Annotated in this window: 22 protein-coding genes; 4 read left to right on the top strand and 18 right to left on the bottom strand. The window is 63.2% G+C overall.

What is annotated here, in order from left to right; translation table 11 throughout:
• The first annotated feature begins 95 nt into the window (after positions 1 to 95).
• The gene (gene recR / locus ACF8FB_RS01140; protein ID WP_003254304.1) at positions 96 to 698 is read left to right on the top strand and encodes a recombination mediator RecR; all 603 of its coding nucleotides are present in this window, start codon (positions 96 to 98) and stop codon (positions 696 to 698) included.
• A 118-nt stretch (positions 699 to 816) separates the two neighbouring features.
• Here recR and ACF8FB_RS01135 read toward each other — a convergent pair whose 3' ends face one another.
• The 16 genes from ACF8FB_RS01135 to ccoN (ACF8FB_RS01060) form a co-directional block, all read right to left on the bottom strand.
• Entirely contained in the window at positions 817 to 1365 is a 549-nt protein-coding gene (locus ACF8FB_RS01135) for an adenine phosphoribosyltransferase (protein ID WP_009683910.1), read from the bottom strand.
• Between the two features lie 55 nt (positions 1366 to 1420).
• Positions 1421 to 2155, bottom strand: coding sequence for a Crp/Fnr family transcriptional regulator FnrA (gene fnrA / locus ACF8FB_RS01130; protein ID WP_003254301.1), 735 nt, complete (start codon positions 2153 to 2155; stop codon positions 1421 to 1423).
• Positions 2156 to 2341: 186 nt separating this feature from the next.
• Complete coding sequence (gene hemN / locus ACF8FB_RS01125; protein WP_392509834.1) at positions 2342 to 3724, bottom strand: oxygen-independent coproporphyrinogen III oxidase; 1383 nt, start codon at positions 3722 to 3724, stop codon at positions 2342 to 2344.
• Positions 3725 to 3829: 105 nt separating this feature from the next.
• A complete protein-coding gene (locus ACF8FB_RS01120) occupies positions 3830 to 4549 on the bottom strand; it encodes a sulfite exporter TauE/SafE family protein (protein WP_392509833.1) in 720 nt (239 codons plus the stop codon).
• A complete protein-coding gene (gene ccoS, locus ACF8FB_RS01115) occupies positions 4506 to 4721 on the bottom strand; it encodes a cbb3-type cytochrome oxidase assembly protein CcoS (RefSeq protein ID WP_010955011.1) in 216 nt (71 codons plus the stop codon). The genes ACF8FB_RS01120 and ccoS overlap by 44 nt, the downstream gene beginning before the upstream one ends.
• Positions 4700 to 7174, bottom strand: a complete 2475-nt coding sequence (locus tag ACF8FB_RS01110) for a heavy metal translocating P-type ATPase (RefSeq protein ID WP_392509832.1) — start codon at positions 7172 to 7174, stop codon at positions 4700 to 4702. The genes ccoS and ACF8FB_RS01110 overlap by 22 nt, the downstream gene beginning before the upstream one ends.
• Before the next feature lie 136 nt (positions 7175 to 7310).
• On the bottom strand, positions 7311 to 7841 hold the full coding sequence (locus ACF8FB_RS01105) for a FixH family protein (protein WP_392509831.1): 531 nt from the start codon (positions 7839 to 7841) through the stop codon (positions 7311 to 7313).
• A 15-nt stretch (positions 7842 to 7856) separates the two neighbouring features.
• Entirely contained in the window at positions 7857 to 9272 is a 1416-nt protein-coding gene (gene ccoG, locus ACF8FB_RS01100) for a cytochrome c oxidase accessory protein CcoG (protein WP_392509830.1), read from the bottom strand.
• A 296-nt stretch (positions 9273 to 9568) separates the two neighbouring features.
• On the bottom strand, positions 9569 to 10546 hold the full coding sequence (gene ccoP, locus ACF8FB_RS01095; RefSeq protein WP_014590224.1) for a cytochrome-c oxidase, cbb3-type subunit III: 978 nt from the start codon (positions 10544 to 10546) through the stop codon (positions 9569 to 9571).
• The gene (locus ACF8FB_RS01090; RefSeq protein WP_003254287.1) at positions 10543 to 10734 is read right to left on the bottom strand and encodes a CcoQ/FixQ family Cbb3-type cytochrome c oxidase assembly chaperone; all 192 of its coding nucleotides are present in this window, start codon (positions 10732 to 10734) and stop codon (positions 10543 to 10545) included. Before ACF8FB_RS01090 ends, ccoP (ACF8FB_RS01095) begins: the two co-directional genes overlap by 4 nt.
• A 5-nt stretch (positions 10735 to 10739) precedes the next feature.
• Complete coding sequence (gene ccoO, locus ACF8FB_RS01085; RefSeq protein WP_010955006.1) at positions 10740 to 11348, bottom strand: cytochrome-c oxidase, cbb3-type subunit II; 609 nt, start codon at positions 11346 to 11348, stop codon at positions 10740 to 10742.
• Positions 11348 to 12790 (bottom strand): cytochrome-c oxidase, cbb3-type subunit I, encoded by a 1443-nt coding sequence (ccoN, locus tag ACF8FB_RS01080; protein WP_003254284.1) that lies wholly within the window; start codon positions 12788 to 12790, stop codon positions 11348 to 11350. The genes ccoO (ACF8FB_RS01085) and ccoN (ACF8FB_RS01080) overlap by 1 nt, the downstream gene beginning before the upstream one ends.
• A 459-nt stretch (positions 12791 to 13249) precedes the next feature.
• Positions 13250 to 14191, bottom strand: coding sequence for a cytochrome-c oxidase, cbb3-type subunit III (gene ccoP, locus ACF8FB_RS01075; protein WP_010955004.1), 942 nt, complete (start codon positions 14189 to 14191; stop codon positions 13250 to 13252).
• Positions 14188 to 14382, bottom strand: a complete 195-nt coding sequence (locus ACF8FB_RS01070; protein ID WP_010955003.1) for a cbb3-type cytochrome c oxidase subunit 3 — start codon at positions 14380 to 14382, stop codon at positions 14188 to 14190. The genes ccoP (ACF8FB_RS01075) and ACF8FB_RS01070 overlap by 4 nt, the downstream gene beginning before the upstream one ends.
• Before the next feature lie 5 nt (positions 14383 to 14387).
• On the bottom strand, positions 14388 to 14996 hold the full coding sequence (gene ccoO / locus ACF8FB_RS01065) for a cytochrome-c oxidase, cbb3-type subunit II (RefSeq protein ID WP_010955002.1): 609 nt from the start codon (positions 14994 to 14996) through the stop codon (positions 14388 to 14390).
• A gap of 13 nt (positions 14997 to 15009) precedes the next feature.
• The gene (gene ccoN, locus ACF8FB_RS01060; RefSeq protein WP_014590230.1) at positions 15010 to 16434 is read right to left on the bottom strand and encodes a cytochrome-c oxidase, cbb3-type subunit I; all 1425 of its coding nucleotides are present in this window, start codon (positions 16432 to 16434) and stop codon (positions 15010 to 15012) included.
• 50 nt (positions 16435 to 16484) lie between these two features.
• On the opposite strand from ccoN (ACF8FB_RS01060), the gene ACF8FB_RS01055 reads away from it, so the two are divergent.
• Positions 16485 to 17177, top strand: a complete 693-nt coding sequence (locus ACF8FB_RS01055) for an alpha/beta family hydrolase (RefSeq protein ID WP_010955001.1) — start codon at positions 16485 to 16487, stop codon at positions 17175 to 17177.
• A gap of 114 nt (positions 17178 to 17291) precedes the next feature.
• Here ACF8FB_RS01055 and ACF8FB_RS01050 read toward each other — a convergent pair whose 3' ends face one another.
• Together ACF8FB_RS01050 and ACF8FB_RS01045 are read right to left on the bottom strand one after the other, a co-directional pair.
• Positions 17292 to 17576 carry a pyrimidine/purine nucleoside phosphorylase gene (locus ACF8FB_RS01050; RefSeq protein WP_392510853.1) on the bottom strand — a complete coding sequence of 95 codons (285 nt, stop codon included), beginning with the start codon at positions 17574 to 17576 and terminating at the stop codon, positions 17292 to 17294.
• A 74-nt stretch (positions 17577 to 17650) separates the two neighbouring features.
• Complete coding sequence (locus tag ACF8FB_RS01045) at positions 17651 to 18202, bottom strand: exonuclease domain-containing protein (RefSeq protein WP_020192631.1); 552 nt, start codon at positions 18200 to 18202, stop codon at positions 17651 to 17653.
• A 171-nt stretch (positions 18203 to 18373) separates the two neighbouring features.
• Here ACF8FB_RS01045 and ACF8FB_RS01040 point away from each other — a divergent pair, with 171 nt between their 5' ends.
• Positions 18374 to 19174 (top strand): substrate-binding periplasmic protein, encoded by an 801-nt coding sequence (locus ACF8FB_RS01040; protein ID WP_392509829.1) that lies wholly within the window; start codon positions 18374 to 18376, stop codon positions 19172 to 19174.
• 63 nt (positions 19175 to 19237) lie between these two features.
• Positions 19238 to 20251 carry a GNAT family N-acetyltransferase gene (locus ACF8FB_RS01035; protein WP_014590234.1) on the top strand — a complete coding sequence of 338 codons (1014 nt, stop codon included), beginning with the start codon at positions 19238 to 19240 and terminating at the stop codon, positions 20249 to 20251.
• Positions 20252 to 20329 lie beyond the last annotated feature (78 nt).

Here is a 20329-nt window from a genome sequence, read left to right as displayed (position 1 = left end):
AAACTGCAGGCCGCGTAGACTTGGGGTGACCTGATTTGACGCCACCGCCCCCGCTGGGTATAAACCGCCTCTTATTGAATTGTCAGGCCTTTCCCATGAGCTTCAGCCCCCTCATTCGCCAACTGATCGACGGCCTGCGCATCTTGCCAGGCGTTGGCCAGAAAACCGCCCAGCGCATGGCTCTGCAACTGCTCGAGCGCGACCGCAGTGGCGGGCTGCGCCTGGCTCAGGCCTTGACCCAGGCCATGGAAGGGGTAGGGCATTGCCGCCAGTGTCGCACCCTCACCGAGCAGGAGCTGTGCCCGCAGTGCGCCGACCCGCGCCGTGACGACACACAGCTGTGCGTGGTCGAGGGGCCGACCGATGTGTATGCGGTGGAGCAGACTGGCTACCGTGGCCGTTACTTCGTGCTCAAGGGGCACCTGTCGCCGCTGGATGGCCTGGGGCCTGAGGCGATCGGTATTCCGCAGCTGATGGCGCGGATCGAAGAGCAGGGCACCTTTACCGAGGTGATCCTGGCGACCAACCCGACAGTGGAGGGGGAGGCGACGGCGCATTACATTGCCCAGTTGCTGAGCGAGAAGGGCTTGGTGGCGTCTCGCATTGCCCATGGTGTGCCACTGGGCGGCGAGCTGGAGATGGTGGACGGCGGTACCCTGGCCCATGCCTTTGCAGGGCGCCGGCCCATTTCGCTCTGATTCATTGGGGCCGCTTGGCGGCCCATTCGCGGGTAAACCCGCGCCTACAAAACATACGCGGCTTTCGTAGGAGCGGGTTTACCCGCGAATGGGCTGCAAAGCAGCCCCAAAAGCCCACTCAGTACTCGCTGAGGGAAAACTCGGTCAGGCAGAAGGTAGGCACCCCGGCCGCTTGCAACCGACGCGACCCGTCCAGTTCCGGCAGGTCGATGATCGCCGCCGCCTCGAACACCTGCGCCCCGGTACGACGCACCAGGTTGGCCGCCGCCAGAAGCGTACCGCCAGTAGCAATCAGGTCATCGAAGATCAGCACCGAGTCGCCTTCACACAGGCTGTCGGCATGCACTTCCAGGAAGGCCTCGCCGTACTCGGTCTGGTAACCCTCGCTCAACACGTCGGCTGGCAGCTTGCCCTGCTTGCGGAACAGGATCAGCGGCTTGTTCAGCTGGTGGGCGATGATCGAGCCGATCAGGAAGCCCCGCGCGTCCATGGCGCCGATGTGGCTGAATTCCGCCTCGACATAGCGCTCGATGAACTGGTCGGCCACATAGCGCAGCCCGCGTGGCGACTGGAATAACGGGGTAATGTCGCGGAAGATCACGCCCGGTTTGGGGAAGTCCACTACCGGGCGGATCAGGGCTTTGAGGTCGAAGGCGTCGCTGTGCATTGTTGCGGGTATCCTGGGAAAACGAATGCCCAAGTATACCCGCTAAAGACCAGCGTCAGGCCTCGATTGCACCACCTGCCAGCGCGCACAGCTGGATCGGGTCGAGGATGTGCACTTCCTTGCCCTCGGCGCGCAGCAGGCCGTTCTGCTGGAAGCGGGTGAACACCCGCGACACGGTTTCTACCGCCAGGCCAAGGTAATTGCCGATTTCGTTGCGCGACATGCTCAGGCGGAACTGATTGGCCGAATAGCCGCGGGCGCGGAAGCGCGCCGACAGGTTGACCAGGAAGGTGGCAATGCGCTCGTCGGCGGTCTTTTTCGACAGCAGCAGCATCATTTGCTGGTCGTCGCGGATTTCACGGCTCATTACCCGCATCAGCTGGCGGCGTAGCTGTGGCAGTTGCACCGACAGCTCGTCCAGCCGCTCGAAGGGGATTTCACACACCGAAGTGGTTTCCTGAGCCTGGGCCGATACCGGGTAGGCCTCGGTATCCATGCCCGACAGGCCGACCAGTTCGCTGGGCAGGTGGAAGCCCGTGATCTGCTCTTCGCCGCTGTCGCTGAGGCTGAAGGTTTTCAGGGCCCCGGACCGTACTGCGTAGACCGAGCCAAAACTGTCACCCTGGCGGAACAGGAACTCGCCTTTCTTGAGCGGCCGCCCGCGTTTGACGATTTCATCCAGCGCGTCCATGTCTTCCAGGTTCAGCGAAAGAGGCAGGCACAGGGGGGCCAGGCTGCAGTCCTTGCAATGGGCCTGGTTGTGTGGGCGCAGTTTGACTGGCTCGGACATTTGAATCGATCCTTGTGGGAAAGCACACATAAGTCGTAAGGGTAACTCACGACACAGGGTGTAGGCCAGTGTGCGCGATGATGGTGCGCGCTGGCGAAACCCCGGCAGGTGGCCTGCCGGGAGTCCTTGTGTGCTCATAGTGTGCCTGACAAGGAAGCTTGTCCATGCGGTTGAACGCCTTGTTTTTCAGATCACTCGCGAGAAACGCTGGCGGTTGTGCATCGCCAGATACGCGTCGAACACCATGCATACCGAGCGCGCCAGCAGCCGGCCGGCGGGCAGGATGCGAATGCCCTTGTCGTCCAGGCTGATCAGGCCGTCGCGCTGCAAGGTCAGCAGCTCGGGCCAGAGGTCGTTGAAGTAACCGCGAAAATCCAGGGTGAAAGCCTGTTCGATGGGTTCGAAATCCAGCTCGAAATGGCAGATCAGTTGCTGGATCACTGCCCGGCGTATGCGGTCGTCGTGGTTGCACAGCAAGCCGCGCTGGGTGGCCAGCTGGGCGTTGGACAGGCTGTCCTGGTAGGTGTTGAGGTCACTGCTGTTCTGGCAGTACAGGTCGCCGATCTGGCTGATCGCCGACACGCCCAGGCCAATCAGGTCGCAGTGCCCGTGGGTGGTGTAGCCCTGGAAGTTGCGCTGCAAGGTGCCTTCTTCCTGGGCAATGGCCAGTTCGTCGTCGGGCAGGGCGAAGTGGTCCATGCCGATGTAGCGGTAACCGGCGGCGGTCAGTTGGTCGATGGTGGCGTGCAGCATCTCCAACTTGGCGGCGGCGCTGGGCAGGTCGTTGCTGTCGATGCGCCGTTGCGGCATGAAGCGCTCGGGCAGGTGGGCATAGTTGAACACCGACAGGCGGTCGGGCTGCAGGCGGATCACTTCTTCCACGGTGCGGGCAAAGCCTTCCGGGGTTTGCTTGGGCAGGCCGTAGATCAGGTCGAGGTTGACCGAGCGAAACTGCAGCGTGCGCGCAGCCTCGATCAGGGTACGGGTCTGTTCCAGGCTCTGCAGGCGGTTGATCGCGCGCTGCACGGCCGGGTCGAGGTCCTGTACACCCAGGCTGACGCGGTTGAAGCCCAGTTCGCGAAGCAGGCCCATGGTCGACCAGTCGGCTTCGCGAGGATCGATCTCGATGCCGTAGTCGCCGGAATCGTCGTCCAGCAGGTGGAAGTGCTGGCGCAGGGTGGCCATCAGCTGGCGCAGTTCCACATGGCTGAGGAAGGTCGGTGTGCCGCCGCCAAAATGCAACTGTTCAACACGTTGTTTAGGGTCCAGGTGGCAGGCGACCAGCTGGATTTCCTGCTCCAGGCGCTGCAGGTAGGGCGCAGCGCGGGCGCGGTCTTTGGTGATGACCTTGTTGCAGGCGCAGTAGTAGCAGATGTTGGCGCAGAACGGCACATGCACGTACAGCGACATCGGGCGCACGGCCCGTCGGCTCTCGCGCAGGGCGTTGAGCAGGTCGAACGAACCCACCTCGCTGTGCAGCTGCACGGCGGTTGGGTAAGAGGTGTAGCGTGGCCCGGCGAGATCGTAGCGGCGGATCAGGTCGGTATCCCAACGGAGGTCGTCGAGCATGAGGGTAGTCCCCGGAAAGAGCAGCAGTGCACCGGAGTCTATGGCCGTCTGTAGGAAACTGTGTTGATTTGTATCAAGGGCATTGGGGCTGCTTTGCAGCCCCCGTCAATGGCCCATCAGCCAGTGCTGGTGTGGGCCCGGCAGGGTCCAGATACCGAATAGCATCACCAGCACACCGCCTGCCACGCGCACGCTGCGTCGCCGCAACAGGGCGTTTACCCTTTCGGCAGCCAGCCCGGTTGCCAGCAACACCGGCCAGGTGCCCACCCCGAACGCCAGCATCAACCCGGCGCTGTAGCCGGCATTGCCCTGGCTGGCCGCCCACAGCAGGGTGCTGTACACCAGCCCGCACGGCAGCCAGCCCCAAAGGGCGCCCAGCAGCAATGCCCGAGGGAGGCTGGACACTGGCAGCAATCGCGACGCCACCGGCTGGATATGCCGCCACAGCCCGCGGCCCAGTGCCTCGATACGGGTCAGCCCGCTCCACCAGCCGGCCAGGTACAGGCCCATGGCAATCAGCAGCAGTGCCGCGACCACCCGCAGCGCCAGCGCTGCCGGGCTGCTGGCCACGGCCCAGCCGGCCAGGCCCAGCAACAGGCCGGCGCAGGCATAGCTGAAAATGCGCCCCAGGTTGTACGCCAGCAACAGGCGCAGGCGCTTGCCGCGTTGTTCGGGGGGGATGGCCAAGGTTAGTGCGCCCATCAGGCCACCGCACATGCCCAGGCAGTGACCGCCCCCTAGCAGGCCAAGGACCAGTGCCGAGCCCAGCAGCGCAAGCAGGTCAGGCACGGGGTGGTGGTTCCTTGTCGGTGTCGGCTGCGGCATCGTCAGGCTTTACTGCCGCCTGGTGGCGCGGGTCCTGATCGTCGAACAGGATGCTGTGGGCGGGGCCTTCAAGGTCGTCGTACTGACCGCTGTCTACCGCCCAGAAGAAGATGTACACGGCCACGCCGACCAGCAGCAGGGCTGCCGGGATCATGACATAGAGGGCGGGCATGGCGACTTCCTCCCGGGTAAAGGGGCTTCGTGGGGCAGCGGGCCCGAGGCCACGGGCATTCGGGTCAGGCGCAGGGCGTTGAGCACCACGATCAGCGAGCTGACCGACATGCCGATGGCGGCCCACACCGGCGTGATCCAGCCGAGCGCGGCGAACGGCAACATCAGGCCATTATACAGGGTCGCCCACAGCAGGTTCTCGAGGATGTTGCGGCGGGTGCGGCGGGCCAGCGCGAACGCCTGCACCAGCGCTTGCAGGCGGTTGGACAGCAAGACGGCGTCGGCACTGGTCTTGGCCAGGTCGGTGGCGCTGCCCATGGCGATGCTGATATCGGCGGCGGCCAGTACCGGTACATCGTTGACCCCGTCGCCGAGCATCAGCACCTTGCGCCCGTCAGCCTGCAGGGCTTTCAGGCGGTCCAGCTTGTCATCCGGGCGCAGGCCGCCAATGGCCTGGTCGATACCCAGCTGCGCGGCCACTTCGGCAACCATCGGCGAGCTGTCGCCCGACAGCAGCAGGGTGTGCCAGCCCCGCGCCTTGCAGGCAGCGAGCAGGGCCGGGGCATCGTCGCGCAGGCGGTCATCCAGGCCGAACCAGGCCAGTGGCCCCTGGCGGTCGCCCAGCAGCAGCCACTGGCCGCGCGGCTCGGGTACAGCGGGGATTTCCGCACCACTCAAGGCGCAGACGAAGGTAGCCTGACCAATGCGCAGGCGCTGGCCGTCGACCACCCCCTCCAGGCCCAGGCCGGGTACGCTCTGTACGTCATCGGCAGGTGTGGCGGTACGACCAAAGGCGCGAGCGATGGGGTGTTCAGAGCGGTTTTCCAGCGCCGCGGCCAGGGCCAGGCAGCGGTCGGCGGCCTGGCTGCCGAGCGGGCGGATGCTGCGCAAGGTCAGGCGGCCCTCGGTCAGTGTGCCGGTCTTGTCGAAGATCACCGTGTCGATCTGGTTCAGGCCTTCCAGCACGTGGCCGCGGGTCACCAGCAGGCCAAGCTTGTGCAGGGTTCCGGTGGCGGCGGTCAGTGCGGTTGGCGTAGCCAAAGACAGGGCACAAGGGCAGGTGGCCACGAGCATGGCCAGTACGATCCAGAACGCCCGTGTCGGGTCCAGGTGCCACCACCACAGGCCGATGGCAACGGCGGCCAGCAGCGAGAACAGCAGGAACCACTGCGAGGCGCGATCGGCGATTTCCGCCAGGCGCGGTTTTTCAGTCTGGGCGCGCTCCAGCAGGCGGACGATGGCCGACAAGCGTGAGTCATGGCCGAGGGCTTCCACTTCCACATTCAGCGCGCTTTCAACGTTCAGCGTACCGCCAGTGACCCGCTCACCCACCCGGCGTGGTTGCGGCAGATACTCGCCGGTCAGCAGCGATTCGTCGACGCTGGAGCGGCCCTCGACGATGCGCCCGTCGGCAGGGATGACCGCGCCGGGCAGCACCTGCACGGTGTCGCCGCACTGTAACTCGCTGAGCAGGATGCGTTCGCTGCGCCCGATGGCGTCCAGGCGCAGGCATGAGGCTGGCAGCAGGTTGACCAGCTGTGCAGTGGCCGCCGCTGTGCGCTCGCGGGCGCGGCGCTCCAGGTAGCGGCCGGTCAGCAGGAACAGGGCGAACATGCCCACCGTGTCGAAATAAAGCTCGCCGCTGCCAGTGATGGCTGTCCAGATGCCGGCACCGAACGCCAGGCCAATGGCCAGCGACACCGAAACGTCCATGGTCAGGTGGCGCGTTCGCAAGTCGCGCGCCGCGCCCTTGAAGAAGGGCGCGCAGCTGTAGAACACGATGGGAATTGTCAGGAACAGCGCCACCCAGCGCAGGATGGCATGCAACTCGGGTGTCAGGTCGATGTTGAATTCCGGCCAAGTGGCCATGGTTGCCATCATCGCCTGAAACCACAGCAGCCCGGCCACGCCTAGGCGGCGTAGGGCGCTGCGGTTTTCCCGGGCCAATTGCTCGGCGGCCTGGTCAGGCTGGTAGGGGTGGGCGGCGTAGCCGATCTGGCGAAGTTCGGCGAGGAGGCGCGACAGCGGTAGCTGCTTGTCATCCCAGTTCAGCAGCAGGCGGTGATTGGACAGGTTCAGGCGCGCTTCGGCGACACCGGGCAGGTTGCGCAGGTGCTTTTCGATCAGCCAGCCGCAGGCGGCGCAGCTGATGCCCTCGACAAGCAAGGTGGTTTCGGCCAGCTCACCCTGGTGGCGGACGAAGGTTTGCTGTACGTCGCTGCGGTCGTACAGGGCCAGCTCGTCCTGCAGTTGCTTGGGCAGGGCTTCGGGGTTGGCGCTGTTGTCGCTGCGGTGCTGGTAGTAATGTTCCAGGCCTCCAGCGACGATCGACTCGGCCACCGCCTGACAGCCGGGGCAGCAGAACTGCCGGGGCTGGCCGAGGACCACGGCGGTGAAGCGGCTGCCGGTGGGGACGGGCAGGGCGCAGTGGTAGCAGGGGGTCGGTTGGGTCATAGGGCAGACACTGCTCAGGCAGATAGGAAACCCTGTGGGAGCGGGCGCGCCCGCGAATGCGTCAGACCTGGAAATACCTTTGCCTGAGCTATCGCATTCGCGGGCGTGCCCGCTCCCACAGGGATTTGCGGTGTTGCTACTGTTGGTGTTCGGCGCCTTGCAGGGCTTCGTCACCCAACTGCAAGGTCACACCATGCGCCACTTTTTCCTCTTCGAACAGGCGCCATACCTGGCCCCCTTCGCTACCCAGCAGTTCGACAAAACGGCGCCCGTCGACCTTGTCTTCCAGCTGCCCCACATAGCGCCCTGCTTCGACCCGGCTCAGCAGCACCTTGCGGTCCTTCTCTGGCTGGGTTGGCGAAATCAGGTTCAGCTCCAGGCTTTGCGGGTTGCTGTTACCGGTCAGGCGCAGGTCCACTTCGCCGGTCAGTTCGTCCAGATGCACGCTGGCTTTCAGGCCCAACTGCTGCGCCAGCAGCTCGCGGTCCAGCGAGCGGTTGATGCCCTTGCCGGCCTCGTAGTAGTTGTCGTTCACCAGGTTGTCCGGGTTGTGCACAGCGATGCTGACCATGGTCAGGCTCAGGCACACCGAGGTGGTGAGGATGCCGATGATGATCCAGGGCCAGAGGTGCTTGTACCAGGGGCTGGCGGCGGTGGCGGCAGGCATTGTGCGTTATCTCTCTTAGCGGATCTGTGGGCCGATGAAACGGCTCTTGGCTTCAACCTGGGCGTCGCTGTCGTCGGCGCTCTTGAGGATGAAGGTGATTTCGTTGGTGGTCGATGGCAGCTTCTCGGGGGCAACCGACAGCTGCACGGGAAGGCTGACGATGTCACCGGCGGCCACGCGGATCTCGCGCTGGCCTTCGAGCTTGAGGTCCGGCAGGCCGGCGGCGTCCAGCACGTAGAGGTGATCGCGCTGATCCTTGTTCATTACCTTCAGGCTGTACACGTTCTCGATCCGGCCCTGGGCGTTTTCGCGGTACAACACGCGGTCTTTGCTGACGTCGAAACCGACCAGCGAACGGGTGGCGAAGGCCGTCGCCAGCCCGATCATCATCACCAGCAGTACCACGGCATAGCCGATCAGACGGGGGCGCAGCATGTGGGTCTTCTGCCCGGACAGGTTGTGTTCGGTGGTGTAGCTGATCAGCCCTTTGGGGTAGTTCATCTTGTCCATGATGCTGTCGCAGGCATCGATGCAGGCGGCGCAGCCGATGCACTCGATCTGCAGGCCGTCACGGATGTCGATGCCGGTCGGGCAGACCTGCACGCACATGGTGCAGTCGATGCAGTCACCCAGGCCCTGGGCCTTGTAGTCGGTATCTTTCTTGCGCGGGCCGCGGGTTTCGCCACGGCGTGGGTCGTAGGACACGATCAGCGTGTCCTTGTCGAACATCACGCTCTGGAAGCGGGCATAGGGGCACATGTACACGCACACCTGTTCGCGTAGCCAGCCGGCGTTGCCGTAAGTGGCGAGGGTGAAAAAGCCGACCCAGAAGTAGGCCCAGCCATCGGCCTGGCCCGTGAAGAATTCGATCGCCAGTTCACGGATCGGCGAGAAGTAGCCGACAAAGGTCATGCCGGTGACAAAGCCGATCAGCAGCCACAGGCTGTGCTTGGCGAATTTGCGCAGGAACTTGTTGCCGCTCATGGGGGCTTTGTCGAGCTTCATGCGCTGGTTGCGGTCACCCTCGGTGATCTTTTCGCACCACATGAAAATCCAGGTCCACACGCTTTGCGGGCAGGTGTAGCCGCACCACACCCGGCCGGCGAACACCGTGATGAAGAACAGGCCGAAGGCGGCGACGATGAGAATCCCCGAGAGCAGGATGAAGTCCTGCGGCCAGATGGTGGCGCCGAAGATGTAGAACTTGCGCTCGGGCAGGTTCCACCACACGGCCTGGTGACCCCCCCAGTTCAGCCACACGGTGCCGAAGTACAGCAGGAACAGCACTGCACCGCCGACCATGCGCAGGCGACGGAACAGGCCGGTGAAGGCGCGGGTGTAGATCTTTTCCCGGGAAGCGTAGAGGTCGACGGAATCCTTCCCTTTGTTGGCAGGCGGGGTCACATCATGTACCGGAATTTGCTTGCTCATCATCAAGTCCCACGGCAGTGGAGAAACGCCGCGGCCTGTGCGTGCGGGCCGCAGTCTCGCGCAATCTGCTAGCGCTCTGCGGCCCATGATACGCCGCTGATGGCAGTATGGGTTCGCACTGCGACCTTTAGTCGCGTTGGGTTCGTGGTATGAAACGTGTTATGGCGGGTGTCAATTGATCCAGGTCACTTGCCTGCGAGAAATGCTGTGCCAGTACCGGCCTCTTCGCGGGTAAACCCGCTCCTACAAAGATCCTGTGTAGGAGCGGGTTTACCCGCGAAGAAGCCAGGCCTGCCTTACTCAGCCTTGGCTGGCTCAGCCTGGTGCGACAGGCTGTAGACGTAAGCCGCCAGCAAGTGCACCTTGTCATTGCCCTGCAGTTGTTCCTGGGCCGGCATCTGCCCCTGGCGGCCATAACGAATGGTCTGCTGCAACTGGGCAAAGCTCGAGCCGTAGATGAACGCCTGCGGGTGGGTCAGGTTCGGAGCGCCCATGGCGGGCGTACCTTTGCCTTCCGGCCCGTGGCAGGCCACGCAGTTGGCTGCGAAGATCTTCTGCCCGTTCTCCACATCGGCCTTCGCACCCTCAGGCAGTGTACGGCCATCGAGTTTGCTGACCACGAATGCAGCCACGTCGGCCACGCCCTGGTCACCGATCACTTCGGCCCAGGCCGGCATCACGCCATGGCGGCCGGCCATGATGGTGGTCTTGATGGTTTCCGGCTCGCCGCCCCAGCGCCAGTCATTGTCGGTGAGGTTGGGGAAGCCGAAGGCGCCCTTGGCGTCGGAACCGTGGCACACCGAGCAGTTGGAGGCGAACAGCCGCGCACCCATTTTCAATGCCTGCGGGTCCTTGGCCACTTCTTCGATCGGCATGGCCGCGAACTTGGCGAAGATCGGCCCGAAACGGGCGTCGGCCTTGGCCATTTCCTTTTCCCACTCGTGCACACCGGTCCAGCCCGGCTGGCCGTTGGAAAACTCGGTCTGCTTGTCGTTATCCAGGTATGAATAGCCCGGCAGGACGCCTTTCCAGTTGCCCAGGCCCGGGTACAGCACCAGGTAACCGAGGGCGAAGATGATGGTGCCGACGAACAGCCAGAACCACCATTGCGGCAGCGGGTTGTCGTATTCCTCGATGCCATCGAAGGCATGCCCGACGGTTTCGTCGGTAACCTCTTCGCGCTGGCCCTTGCGGGTCGACAGCAGCAGCCAGGTCAACGAGAAGATGGTGCCCAGGGTCAGGACGGTAACGTACAGACTCCAGAAGGTTGTCATTGTTGTTTGCTCCCAGAAGCTTTTGCTTGCTCGACGTGCCGAGTGGCCTCGGGGTCATCCGCGAAGGGCAGTTGGGTCGCTTCGTCGAAGTCCTTTTTACGCCGTGGGTTGAACACCCATAGCGCCAGGCCCACGAACGCCACCATCACCACGACGGTGCCCAGGCCGCGAATCATCCCGATATCCATCAGCGTCACCGTTTGCTCTTGATGATGGTGCCAAGACCTTGCAGGTACGCGACGATGGCGTCCATTTCGGTCTTGCCCTTGACCGCGTCACGTGCGCCGGCAATGTCGGCGTCGGTGTACGGGGTGCCGAGTGTGCGCAGCACTTCCATCTTCTTCGCGGTGTCCTTGCCGTCGAGCTTGTTCTCGACCAGCCACGGGTAGGAAGGCATCTTCGATTCCGGTACCACGTTGCGCGGGTTGTACAGGTGCGCTCGGTGCCAATCATCGGAGTAGCGGCCGCCGACGCGGGCCAGGTCCGGGCCGGTACGCTTGGAGCCCCACAGGAACGGGTGGTCCCACACGCTTTCACCGGCTACCGAGTAGTGGCCGTAACGCTCGGTTTCGGCACGGAACGGGCGGATCATCTGCGAGTGGCAGCCCACGCAGCCTTCGCGGATGTAGATATCGCGGCCTTCCACCTCCAGCGCGGTGCGCGGCTTCATGCCCTCGACCGGCTTGTTGGTGACGTCCTGGAAAAACAGCGGGACGATCTGGGTCAGGCCACCGACGCTCACGGCGATGACCATGAAGAAGGCCAGCAGGCCTATGTTCTTCTCGACGGCTTCATGCTTCATCAGTGCGCTCCCACAACGACGATCTTGGCGGCCTCTTCAGCCTGTGCCGGGTTGGCGGCACGTACGGTACGGAACACGTTGTAGGCCATCAGCAGCATGCCGCTGGCGAAGAACGCTCCGCCCAGGGCGCGGACGATGTAGCCGGGGTGGCTGGCCTGCAGGGCTTCGACGAAGGAGTAGGTGAGGGTGCCGTCATCGTTGATGGCGCGCCACATCAGGCCCTGGGTGATGCCGTTGACCCACATCGAGGCGATGTACAGTACGGTACCGATGGTGGCCAGCCAGAAGTGCGCGTTGATCAGGCCGATGCTGTGCATCTGCTCGCGGCCGTAGAGTTTCGGGATCATGTGGTACACGGCGCCGATCGAAATCATTGCCACCCAGCCGAGGGCGCCGGCGTGGACGTGGCCGATGGTCCAGTCGGTGTAGTGCGACAGTGAGTTCACGGTCTTGATGGCCATCATCGGGCCTTCGAAGGTGGACATGCCGTAGAACGCCAGCGACACCACCAGGAAGCGCAGGATCGGGTCGGTGCGCAGTTTGTGCCAGGCGCCCGACAGGGTCATCATGCCGTTGATCATGCCGCCCCAGCTTGGCGCCAGCAGGATGATCGACATTACCATGCCCAGCGACTGCGCCCAGTCAGGCAGGGCGGTGTAGTGCAGGTGATGCGGGCCGGCCCAGATGTACAGGGTGATCAGCGCCCAGAAGTGCACGATCGACAAGCGATACGAGTAGATCGGCCGCTCGGCCTGCTTGGGCACGAAGTAGTACATCATCCCCAGGAAGCCGGTGGTGAGGAAGAAGCCCACGGCGTTGTGGCCGTACCACCACTGGATCATCGCGTCGGTGGCGCCGGAGTAGGCCGAGTACGACTTGAACAGGCTCACCGGCAGCGAGATGTGGTTGACGATGTGCAGCATCGCGGTGACCACGATGAACGCACCGTAGAACCAGTTGCCGACATAGATGTGCTTGGTCTTGCGTTTGACGATAGTGCCGAAGAACACCAGCCCGTAGGTAACCCAGACGATGGCCAGCAGGATCGCCAGCGGCCACTCGAGCTCGGCGTATTCCTTGGTGGTGGTGTAGCCCATCGGCAGGGTGATCAGCGCGCCGACGATCACGGCTTGCCAACCCCAGAAGGTGAAGGCGGCCATGCTGTCGGAGATCAGCCGGGTCTGGCAGGTGCGCTGCACCACGTAGTAGCTGGTGCCGAACAGCGCACAGCCCCCGAAGGCGAAGATCACCAGGTTGGTGTGCAGCGGGCGCAGGCGGCCGAAGCTGGTCCAGGGAAGGTCCAGGTTCAGCTGCGGCCACACCAGCTGCGAGGCGATGAAGACGCCGAGGCCCATGCCAAGGATCCCCCAGACCACCGTCATGATGGCGAACTGGCGGACGACCTTATAGTTATAAGCAGTCGGACTGATTGCTGTGCTCATTCTAAGGTTCCACGGTTTTGATGTTCTTGTTGGTCGAAAAATCGGCGCCAGTATTGATAACCAGCAAGGTTACCGCAACGCAACTTTGGTACGCCGACCCGTGTCCAGACCCGTTCACTGATGTCCCGCAGGGATCGGGTCTGGGCGATTGTACACAAATAAATATTTGTAATGTGTACCGTTTTTCATCTTTTTCTGATCGATCGGTCAAGCTTTTTCTGGGGCGGCGACAGGCCGTGCGCCGCGTCTGCTCCGGTCCTTTCGGAGCGAAGCCCACTGAGGCAACAAGCTTAGTTGTGTTCGGTGGGGGTGCAAGGGAAGGGGGGGGAGGCGGTGGGGGTATGGTTTGAGGGGGATGGTGGGCCGGGGGTGTAAGGTTTGATGGTTATGGTGGGGCGGATATCGAGCGCCGCCCGCGCGGCGCTCGATCTCACAGGCGGCAAATGCCTTTCGGCGAACTCACTTGGCCGTCACAGCCTCAGCCGAACCATCCTGCGACAGGCTATACACGTAAGCCGCCAGCAGGTGCACCTTGTCATTCCCCTGGATCTCGGCCTGCGCCGGCATTTGCCCCTGACGACCATAACGAATGGTCTGCTGCAGCTGGGCAAAGCTCGAGCCATAGATGAACGCCTGCGGGTGGGTCAGGTTCGGTGCGCCCATGGCGGGCGTACCTTTGCCTTCCGGCCCGTGGCAGGCCACGCAGTTGGCTGCGAAGATCTTCTGCCCGTTCTCCACATCGGCCTTCGCGCCTTCAGGCAGTGTGCGGCCATCGAGTTTGCTGACCACGAACGCAGCCACATCGGCCACGCCCTGGTCACCGATCACTTCGGCCCAGGCCGGCATCACGCCATGGCGACCGCTCATGATGCTGGTCTTGATGGTTTCCGGATCGCCGCCCCAGCGCCAGTCATTGTCGGTGAGGTTGGGGAAGCCGAAGGCGCCCTTGGCGTCGGAACCGTGGCACACCGAGCAGTTGGAGGCAAACAGGCGGCTGCCCATTTTCAGCGCCTGCGGGTCCTTCGCCACTTCTTCTACGGGCATGGCGGCGTATTTGGCGAAGATCGGACCGAACCTGGCATCGGCCTTGTCCATTTCCTTCTGCCATTCATTGGCGCCAGTCCAGCCATTTTCATAGCCCGGCAGGATGCCTTTCCAGTTGCCCAGGCCTGGGTAGAGGATCAGGTAGCCGACCGAGAACGCCAAGGTGCCAACGAACAGCCAGAACCACCACTTGGGCAGCGGGTTGTCGTACTCCTCGATGCCGTCGAAGCTGTGGCCCATGGTCTCGTCGGTGGTGTTGTTGCTCTGGCCCTTGCGCGTGGCGAGCAGCAGCCAGGTCAGGCCAATCAGGCTACCGATGGTCAGTACGCTGATGTACGTACTCCAGAAGGTGGTCATTGCCCGTTACTCCTTTTTGCAGCAGGCTCCTGCCCGGCAGTGGGCAGGCGGTCGTCGACGAAGGGCAGCAGGCGCGCTTCGGCGAAATCACGGTCGCGGCGGCGGTTGAAGACCCACAGGGTGAGGCCGATGAAGGCAATCATCACCACCAGGGTGCCCAGCCCGCGGATCATGCCGATGTCCATTTCCATCGCACTCACCTCTTGTTCTTGATCGCGGTGCCGAGCACCTGCAGGTAGGCGACCAGTGCATCCATCTCGGTCTTGCCTTTGACCGCTTCACGGGCGCCGGCAATGTCGTCGTCGGTGTACGGCACGCCCAGGGTGCGCAGGGTGCGCATCTTGACGTCGGTGTGGCTGTTGTCGACCGGCTGGGCAACCAGCCACGGGTAGGACGGCATCTTCGACTCCGGCACCACGTTGCGCGGGTTGTACAGGTGCGCACGGTGCCAGTCGTCCGAGTAGCGGCCACCGACCCGGGCCAGGTCCGGCCCAGTGCGCTTGGAGCCCCACAGGAACGGGTGGTCCCACACGCTTTCACCGGCCACCGAGTAGTGGCCGTAACGCTCGGTTTCGGCGCGGAACGGGCGGATCATCTGCGAGTGACAGCCCACGCAACCTTCGCGGATGTAGACATCGCGGCCTTCCAGTTGCAGCGCGGTGTAGGGCTTCATGCCTTCGACCGGTTTGTTGGTGACGTCCTGGAAGAACAGCGGGACGATCTGGGTCAGGCCGCCGATGCTGACGGCAAATACCATCAGCAGCGCCATCAGGCCGACGTTTTTCTCGATGACTTCATGTTTCATCAGGCGTTTCTCCTCAAGCCAACCGGGCGTTCGCAGGGGCGACGTCAAGCGCTGGCGAACGCACGGTGCGCCAGGTGTTCCAGGCCATCAGGAACATGCCGCTGAGGAAGATCGCGCCGCCGACGAAGCGCACGACGAAGCCTGGGTGGCTGGCCACCAAGGTTTCCACGAACGAGTAGGTGAGCGTGCCGTCGCTGTTGACCGCGCGCCACATCAGGCCCTGGGCGATGCCGTTGACCCACATCGAGGCGATGTACAGCACGGTACCGATGGTGGCCAGCCAGAAGTGCGCATTGATCAGGCCGAGGCTGTACATGCGTTCTTTGCCGAACACTTTGGGGATGGTGTGGTACAGCGCGCCGATCGAGATCATCGCTACCCAGCCGAGGGCGCCGGCGTGGACGTGGCCGATGGTCCAGTCGGTGTAGTGGGACAGGGCGTTGACCGTCTTGATGGCCATCATCGGGCCTTCGAAGGTGGACATGCCGTAGAACGCCAGCGACACCACCAGGAAGCGCAGGATCGGGTCGCTGCGCAGTTTGTGCCAGGCGCCCGACAGGGTCATCATGCCGTTGATCATGCCGCCCCAGCTTGGCGCCAGCAGGATCAGCGACATCACCATGCCCAGCGACTGCGCCCAATCGGGCAGGGCGGTGTAGTGCAGGTGGTGCGGGCCGGCCCAGATGTACAGGGTGATCAGCGCCCAGAAGTGCACGATCGACAAGCGATACGAATACACCGGCCGTTCGGCCTGCTTGGGCACGTAGTAGTACATCATCCCCAGGAAGCCTGCGGTCAGGAAGAAGCCCACCGCGTTATGGCCGTACCACCACTGCACCATGGCATCGGTGGCGCCTGCGTAGACCGAATAGGATTTGGTCAGGCTGACCGGCAGCTCCAGGTTGTTGACGATGTGCAGCAGCGCCACGGTCAGGATGAAGGCGCCGAAGAACCAGTTGCCGACGTAGATGTGTTTGGTGTTGCGCTTCATCAGCGTGCCGAAGAACACGATGGCGTAGCCCACCCAGACGATGGTGATCAGAATGTCGATCGGCCATTCCAGTTCGGCGTATTCCTTGGAGCTGGTGTAGCCCAGCGGCAGGCTGATGGCCGCCAGCAGGATAACCAGTTGCCAGCCCCAGAACGTGAACGCGGCCAGGCCCGGTGCAAACAGGGTGGTCTGGCAGGTGCGTTGCACCGAATAATAGGAGGTGGCGAACAGTGCGCAGCCGCCGAACGCGAAGATCACCGCATTGGTATGCAGGGGGCGCAGGCGGCCGAAGCTGGTCCAGGGGAGGTCGAAGTTTAGGGACGGCCAGGCGAGCTGGGCGGCGATGAAGACGCCGAGCCCCATCCCGACGATTCCCCACACCACCGTCATGATGGCGAATTGGCGGACCACCTTGTAGTTATAGGCGGTACTGCTGGTTGTGTTCATGTATGGGTTCCCATCCACGGTTATTTGGCAGGCTTTACAGCGAGGCAAGCATGATTAATGGGCAAAGTGCCGGTATTGACGGGGATCAATGGGCGAAGGTCGCAAATGTCCCAGGCTTGCGCTGCGATCCTCCGCGGGTTGCAGGTCAGGATGACTACAAGGGGTGCCTGATTCTGGCCCATGGCGCGGGCGCGCCGATGGACAGCGGGTTCATGGACGAAATGGCGCAAAGGCTTGCGGCTCTTGGGGTAGCGGTAGTGCGCTTCGAGTTCCCGTACATGGCCGAGCGCAGGGTTACCGGTGGCAAGCGGCCGCCGAACCCGCAGAAGGTGTTGCTTGAATGCTGGCGTGAGGTGTACCGGCAAGTGCGACCTTTGGTCGCGGGCAAGCTGGCCGTGGGTGGCAAGTCCATGGGCGGGCGCATGGCGAGCCTGCTGGCCGACGAACTGGGCGCGGATGCGCTGGTGTGCCTGGGCTATCCGTTCTACGCGGTGGGCAAACCCGAGAAGCCACGGGTAGAGCACCTGGCCGAGTTGAAGACACCGACGTTGATCGTGCAGGGCGAGCGGGATGCGCTGGGTAACCGCGAGGCGGTGGCGGGGTATGCGTTGTCGCCGGCGATCGAGGTGAGCTGGCTAGTGGCGGGGGACCATGACCTGAAGCCGTTGAAGGCTTCGGGGTTCAGCCATGAGCAGCATTTGCAGGCGGCGGCTGAACGCGTTGCTGATTTCCTGAAGGACTAGTGCTGGATTCTTCGCGGGCAAACCCGCACCTACAAGGACCGCACAACATCGAAGGTCGGCTCAGCACCCTGTAGGAGCGGGTTTACCCGCGAAGAGGCCGGAACAGGCCGGCGCTTAGTCGCGGTATTCGCACAGGTAAGCGGTATCCACCTTCACCTGCAGCTGGAACTTGCTGTCAGCCGGCACGTTGAACTTGTCACCGGCGTTGAAGGTTTCCCAGTTGTCGCTATCTGGCAGTTTCACGGTCAGCGCGCCCGATACCACATGCATGATCTCGCGCTTGGCAGTGCCGAATTCGTATTCGCCCGGAGCCATGACGCCGACAGTGGCCGGGCCTTCTTCGCCCGAGAATGCGATCGACTTGACGGTGCCGTTGAAGTACTCGTTGACCTGGAACATGGGCGACTCCTGAAAAGAGGTGCTGAAAAAGGGCTGGCCAGTATGCCCAAGCCCACAGGCGTCGTCATCTGCTTTCAGGGGCCGTTGGCGGGCAGGGTCAACGGTAATAGCCGCGCCGTGTTGCGCGCATCTTCCAGGGCCCTGTGCTGCTGCCCGCAAAAGTGCATGCCGGCCAGTTGCAGGGCGCCGTTCAGGCCGGTGGGGCGCTGCAGGTGGCGGGCCTTGGCAAAGCGTTGCTTGAGATTGATGTGCGGCAATGTGCGCAGCAGGCTGTCGAGGCTGTGCTGCTGCCACTCCTGGTGCAGTTGCTGGCGGTCGTAGTCGCCCCAGCTGACCCAGGCCTGAAGCTGCCCGCGGTGGTGCCCCAGCCAGCGCTCGAAGCTTGCCCACACCTCGCGAAACGGCGCGGCGCTGTCCACGTCGGCCTGGCTGATGTGGGTCAGCTCACGGCAGAACGGGGTCAGCTGCGGCCGCCGCCGTGGCTTTACAAAACGCTGGAAATGGTCGACCTCGCGGCCTTCGCGGGTAACCAGGCTTGCGCCGATTTCAATGACTTCCATCTCTGTAACCGGCCACCCACCATCGTCGGTGGTGGCTTCCAGGTCGATCACCAACCAATGGCCCATACCAGGCTCCCCTGCAGATCCTGCTAGAGCGTAGCCAATGTCCGGGCATACGGCATCCTATGGCATTTTGCCGCCTGCTTTGGCACAAAGAGCAGGCGTCAGTAGTTGTGTCGCCCCTGGAAAACGCCTAGCTTAAGCGCATACAGGCATAAACCGTGATGAGTGTCCGTCTTGACTCCAGCGCCCGGCCTCAAGGCCTTGTCCACCCTGATGCTGCTGGCCGTGTTCTGGTTGGCGGCACCGGTATGGGCTGGCGAGGCGGTTGAAGTGAAGATTGGCGCAGCCCATTTCCCGCCTTACACAGTGCGCCCCGAGCAAGGTGCCGATACCGGTTTGCTGCCGCAGTTGGTCGATGCACTCAACCGGGCGCAGCAGCACTATCACTTCGTTCTGGTGCCTACGTCTATCCAGCGGCGCTTCGGTGACTTCCAGCAGGGCCGCACCGACATGGCGATTTTCGAGAACCCACAATGGGGCTGGGAGCAGATTGCCCATCAGACCGTGGACATGGGCCTGGAAGATGCCGAAGTGTTCGTCGCCCGCAAGGCAAACGGCAATGATCCGCATTATTTCGATGACCTGCGCGGCAAACGCCTGGCCTTGTTCAACGGCTACCACTACGCGTTTGCCAGCTTCAACGCTGACCCGGACTACCTGCGCAAGACATACAACGCGACCCTGACCTACTCCCACGACAGCAACCTGCTGATGGTGCAGGCCGGCCGCGCCGATATTGCCCTGGTCACGCGTTCCTACCTCAGCGATTTCCTGGCACGCAACCCGGCGAGCAGGGCGCAGCTGGTGCCTTCACAACGCATTGACCAGGTCTATCACCACTACGCCTTGCTGCGCCCGGGGGCGCCTATCGGCGAGCAGTCGTTCGCTGCCCTGCTGCGTGGCCTGCGTGACAGCGGTGAACTGGCGCGCATCTTCGAGCCCTACCGAATCAAAGTGGCTGCACCGCAAGACTAAATTCCCGTGTTGCGGCAACGTTCCCTGCAGTGTGCCTTTTCTTCATTTTCGTGAGTCAAGCCCATGCCGTTCGATGCCGCTTCGCAGCCACAGTCACCGCCACGCTGGCGCAGCCTCAGTGCCGAGGAGGGCGACAGCTGGCTAAGCCTGGCCCTTGAAGGCCGCCCCCTGATCCAGTTGCGACTGGAGGCTGGCGCTTCTCTGCACGTTCACCTTGAGCGCTTTTGCCCCGAGCGCCCCTACCAAGCCTTGTGGGCCGCCTGCTATTGGTTGCTGTCGCGCGATACGGCCTGCCAGCGCCTGACCTGGCACCTGCCCGAAGTGTTGCCGCAGGCGTTGGCCAGTGGCCTGCTGCTGGCCGGTGAACAGCCTGGCCAGTACCTGTGCGAGCGCGCACTGTTCTGGCAACTGCCGCAGCCGTGGCTGGGCGAGTCGGTTGCCGGGGTATATCCGCAGCAGATGCAGATCAGCAACGGCAAGCGCCACCCGCGCCGGGCGCCCAAGCCGCGGGGCGAAGTGTACCGGCGCTTCGATGCGCGCTTGGGCAGTTGGGTATCGCTGCGTACCCTGGAGATCGAGCATGACCTGGAGCGTTTCAACCGCTGGCAGAACAACCCTCGCGTGGAGGCGTTCTGGCAGGAGGGTGGCACGCTGGCGCAGCACCGCGAATACTTGGCCAAGCTCGAAGCCGACCCGCATACATTGACGTTGATCGGTTGTTTCGATGACGAGCCGTTTGCCTACTTCGAGGCGTACTGGGCCAAGGAGGACCGCATTGCCCCCTTCTACCCGGCCGATGACTACGACCGTGGTATCCATATGCTGGTGGGAGAGGAGAGCCACCGAGGGCCGCACAAGGTGGCCAGCTGGCTATCGGCGTTGGTGCACTACCTTTTCCTGGATGACCCGCGCACCCAGCGGGTGGTGGCCGAGCCGCGCGCCGACAATGGCAAGATGATTGGCTACATGCACGACCAATGTTTCCATTGCGACAAGGAGTTCGACTTTCCACACAAGCGGGCGGCGTTGATGATTCTGGGGCGGGAGCGGTTTTTCGATCGTTGCAAGCTGACGTAGGGGCTAGTGTGGTGTTTCACAAATAACGACCATAACTTGCGGCGTTTTTTGCGCTGCGAGTTATTGGCCGTATTTGCA

Source organism: Pseudomonas sp. yb_2, from assembly GCF_043103905.1.
In the GTDB taxonomy this organism is placed as follows: Bacteria; Pseudomonadota; Gammaproteobacteria; order Pseudomonadales; family Pseudomonadaceae; genus Aquipseudomonas; species Aquipseudomonas alloputida.
Note: the sequence above shows the minus strand (reverse complement) of the source record. Positions and strands in the feature narration are given on the sequence as shown.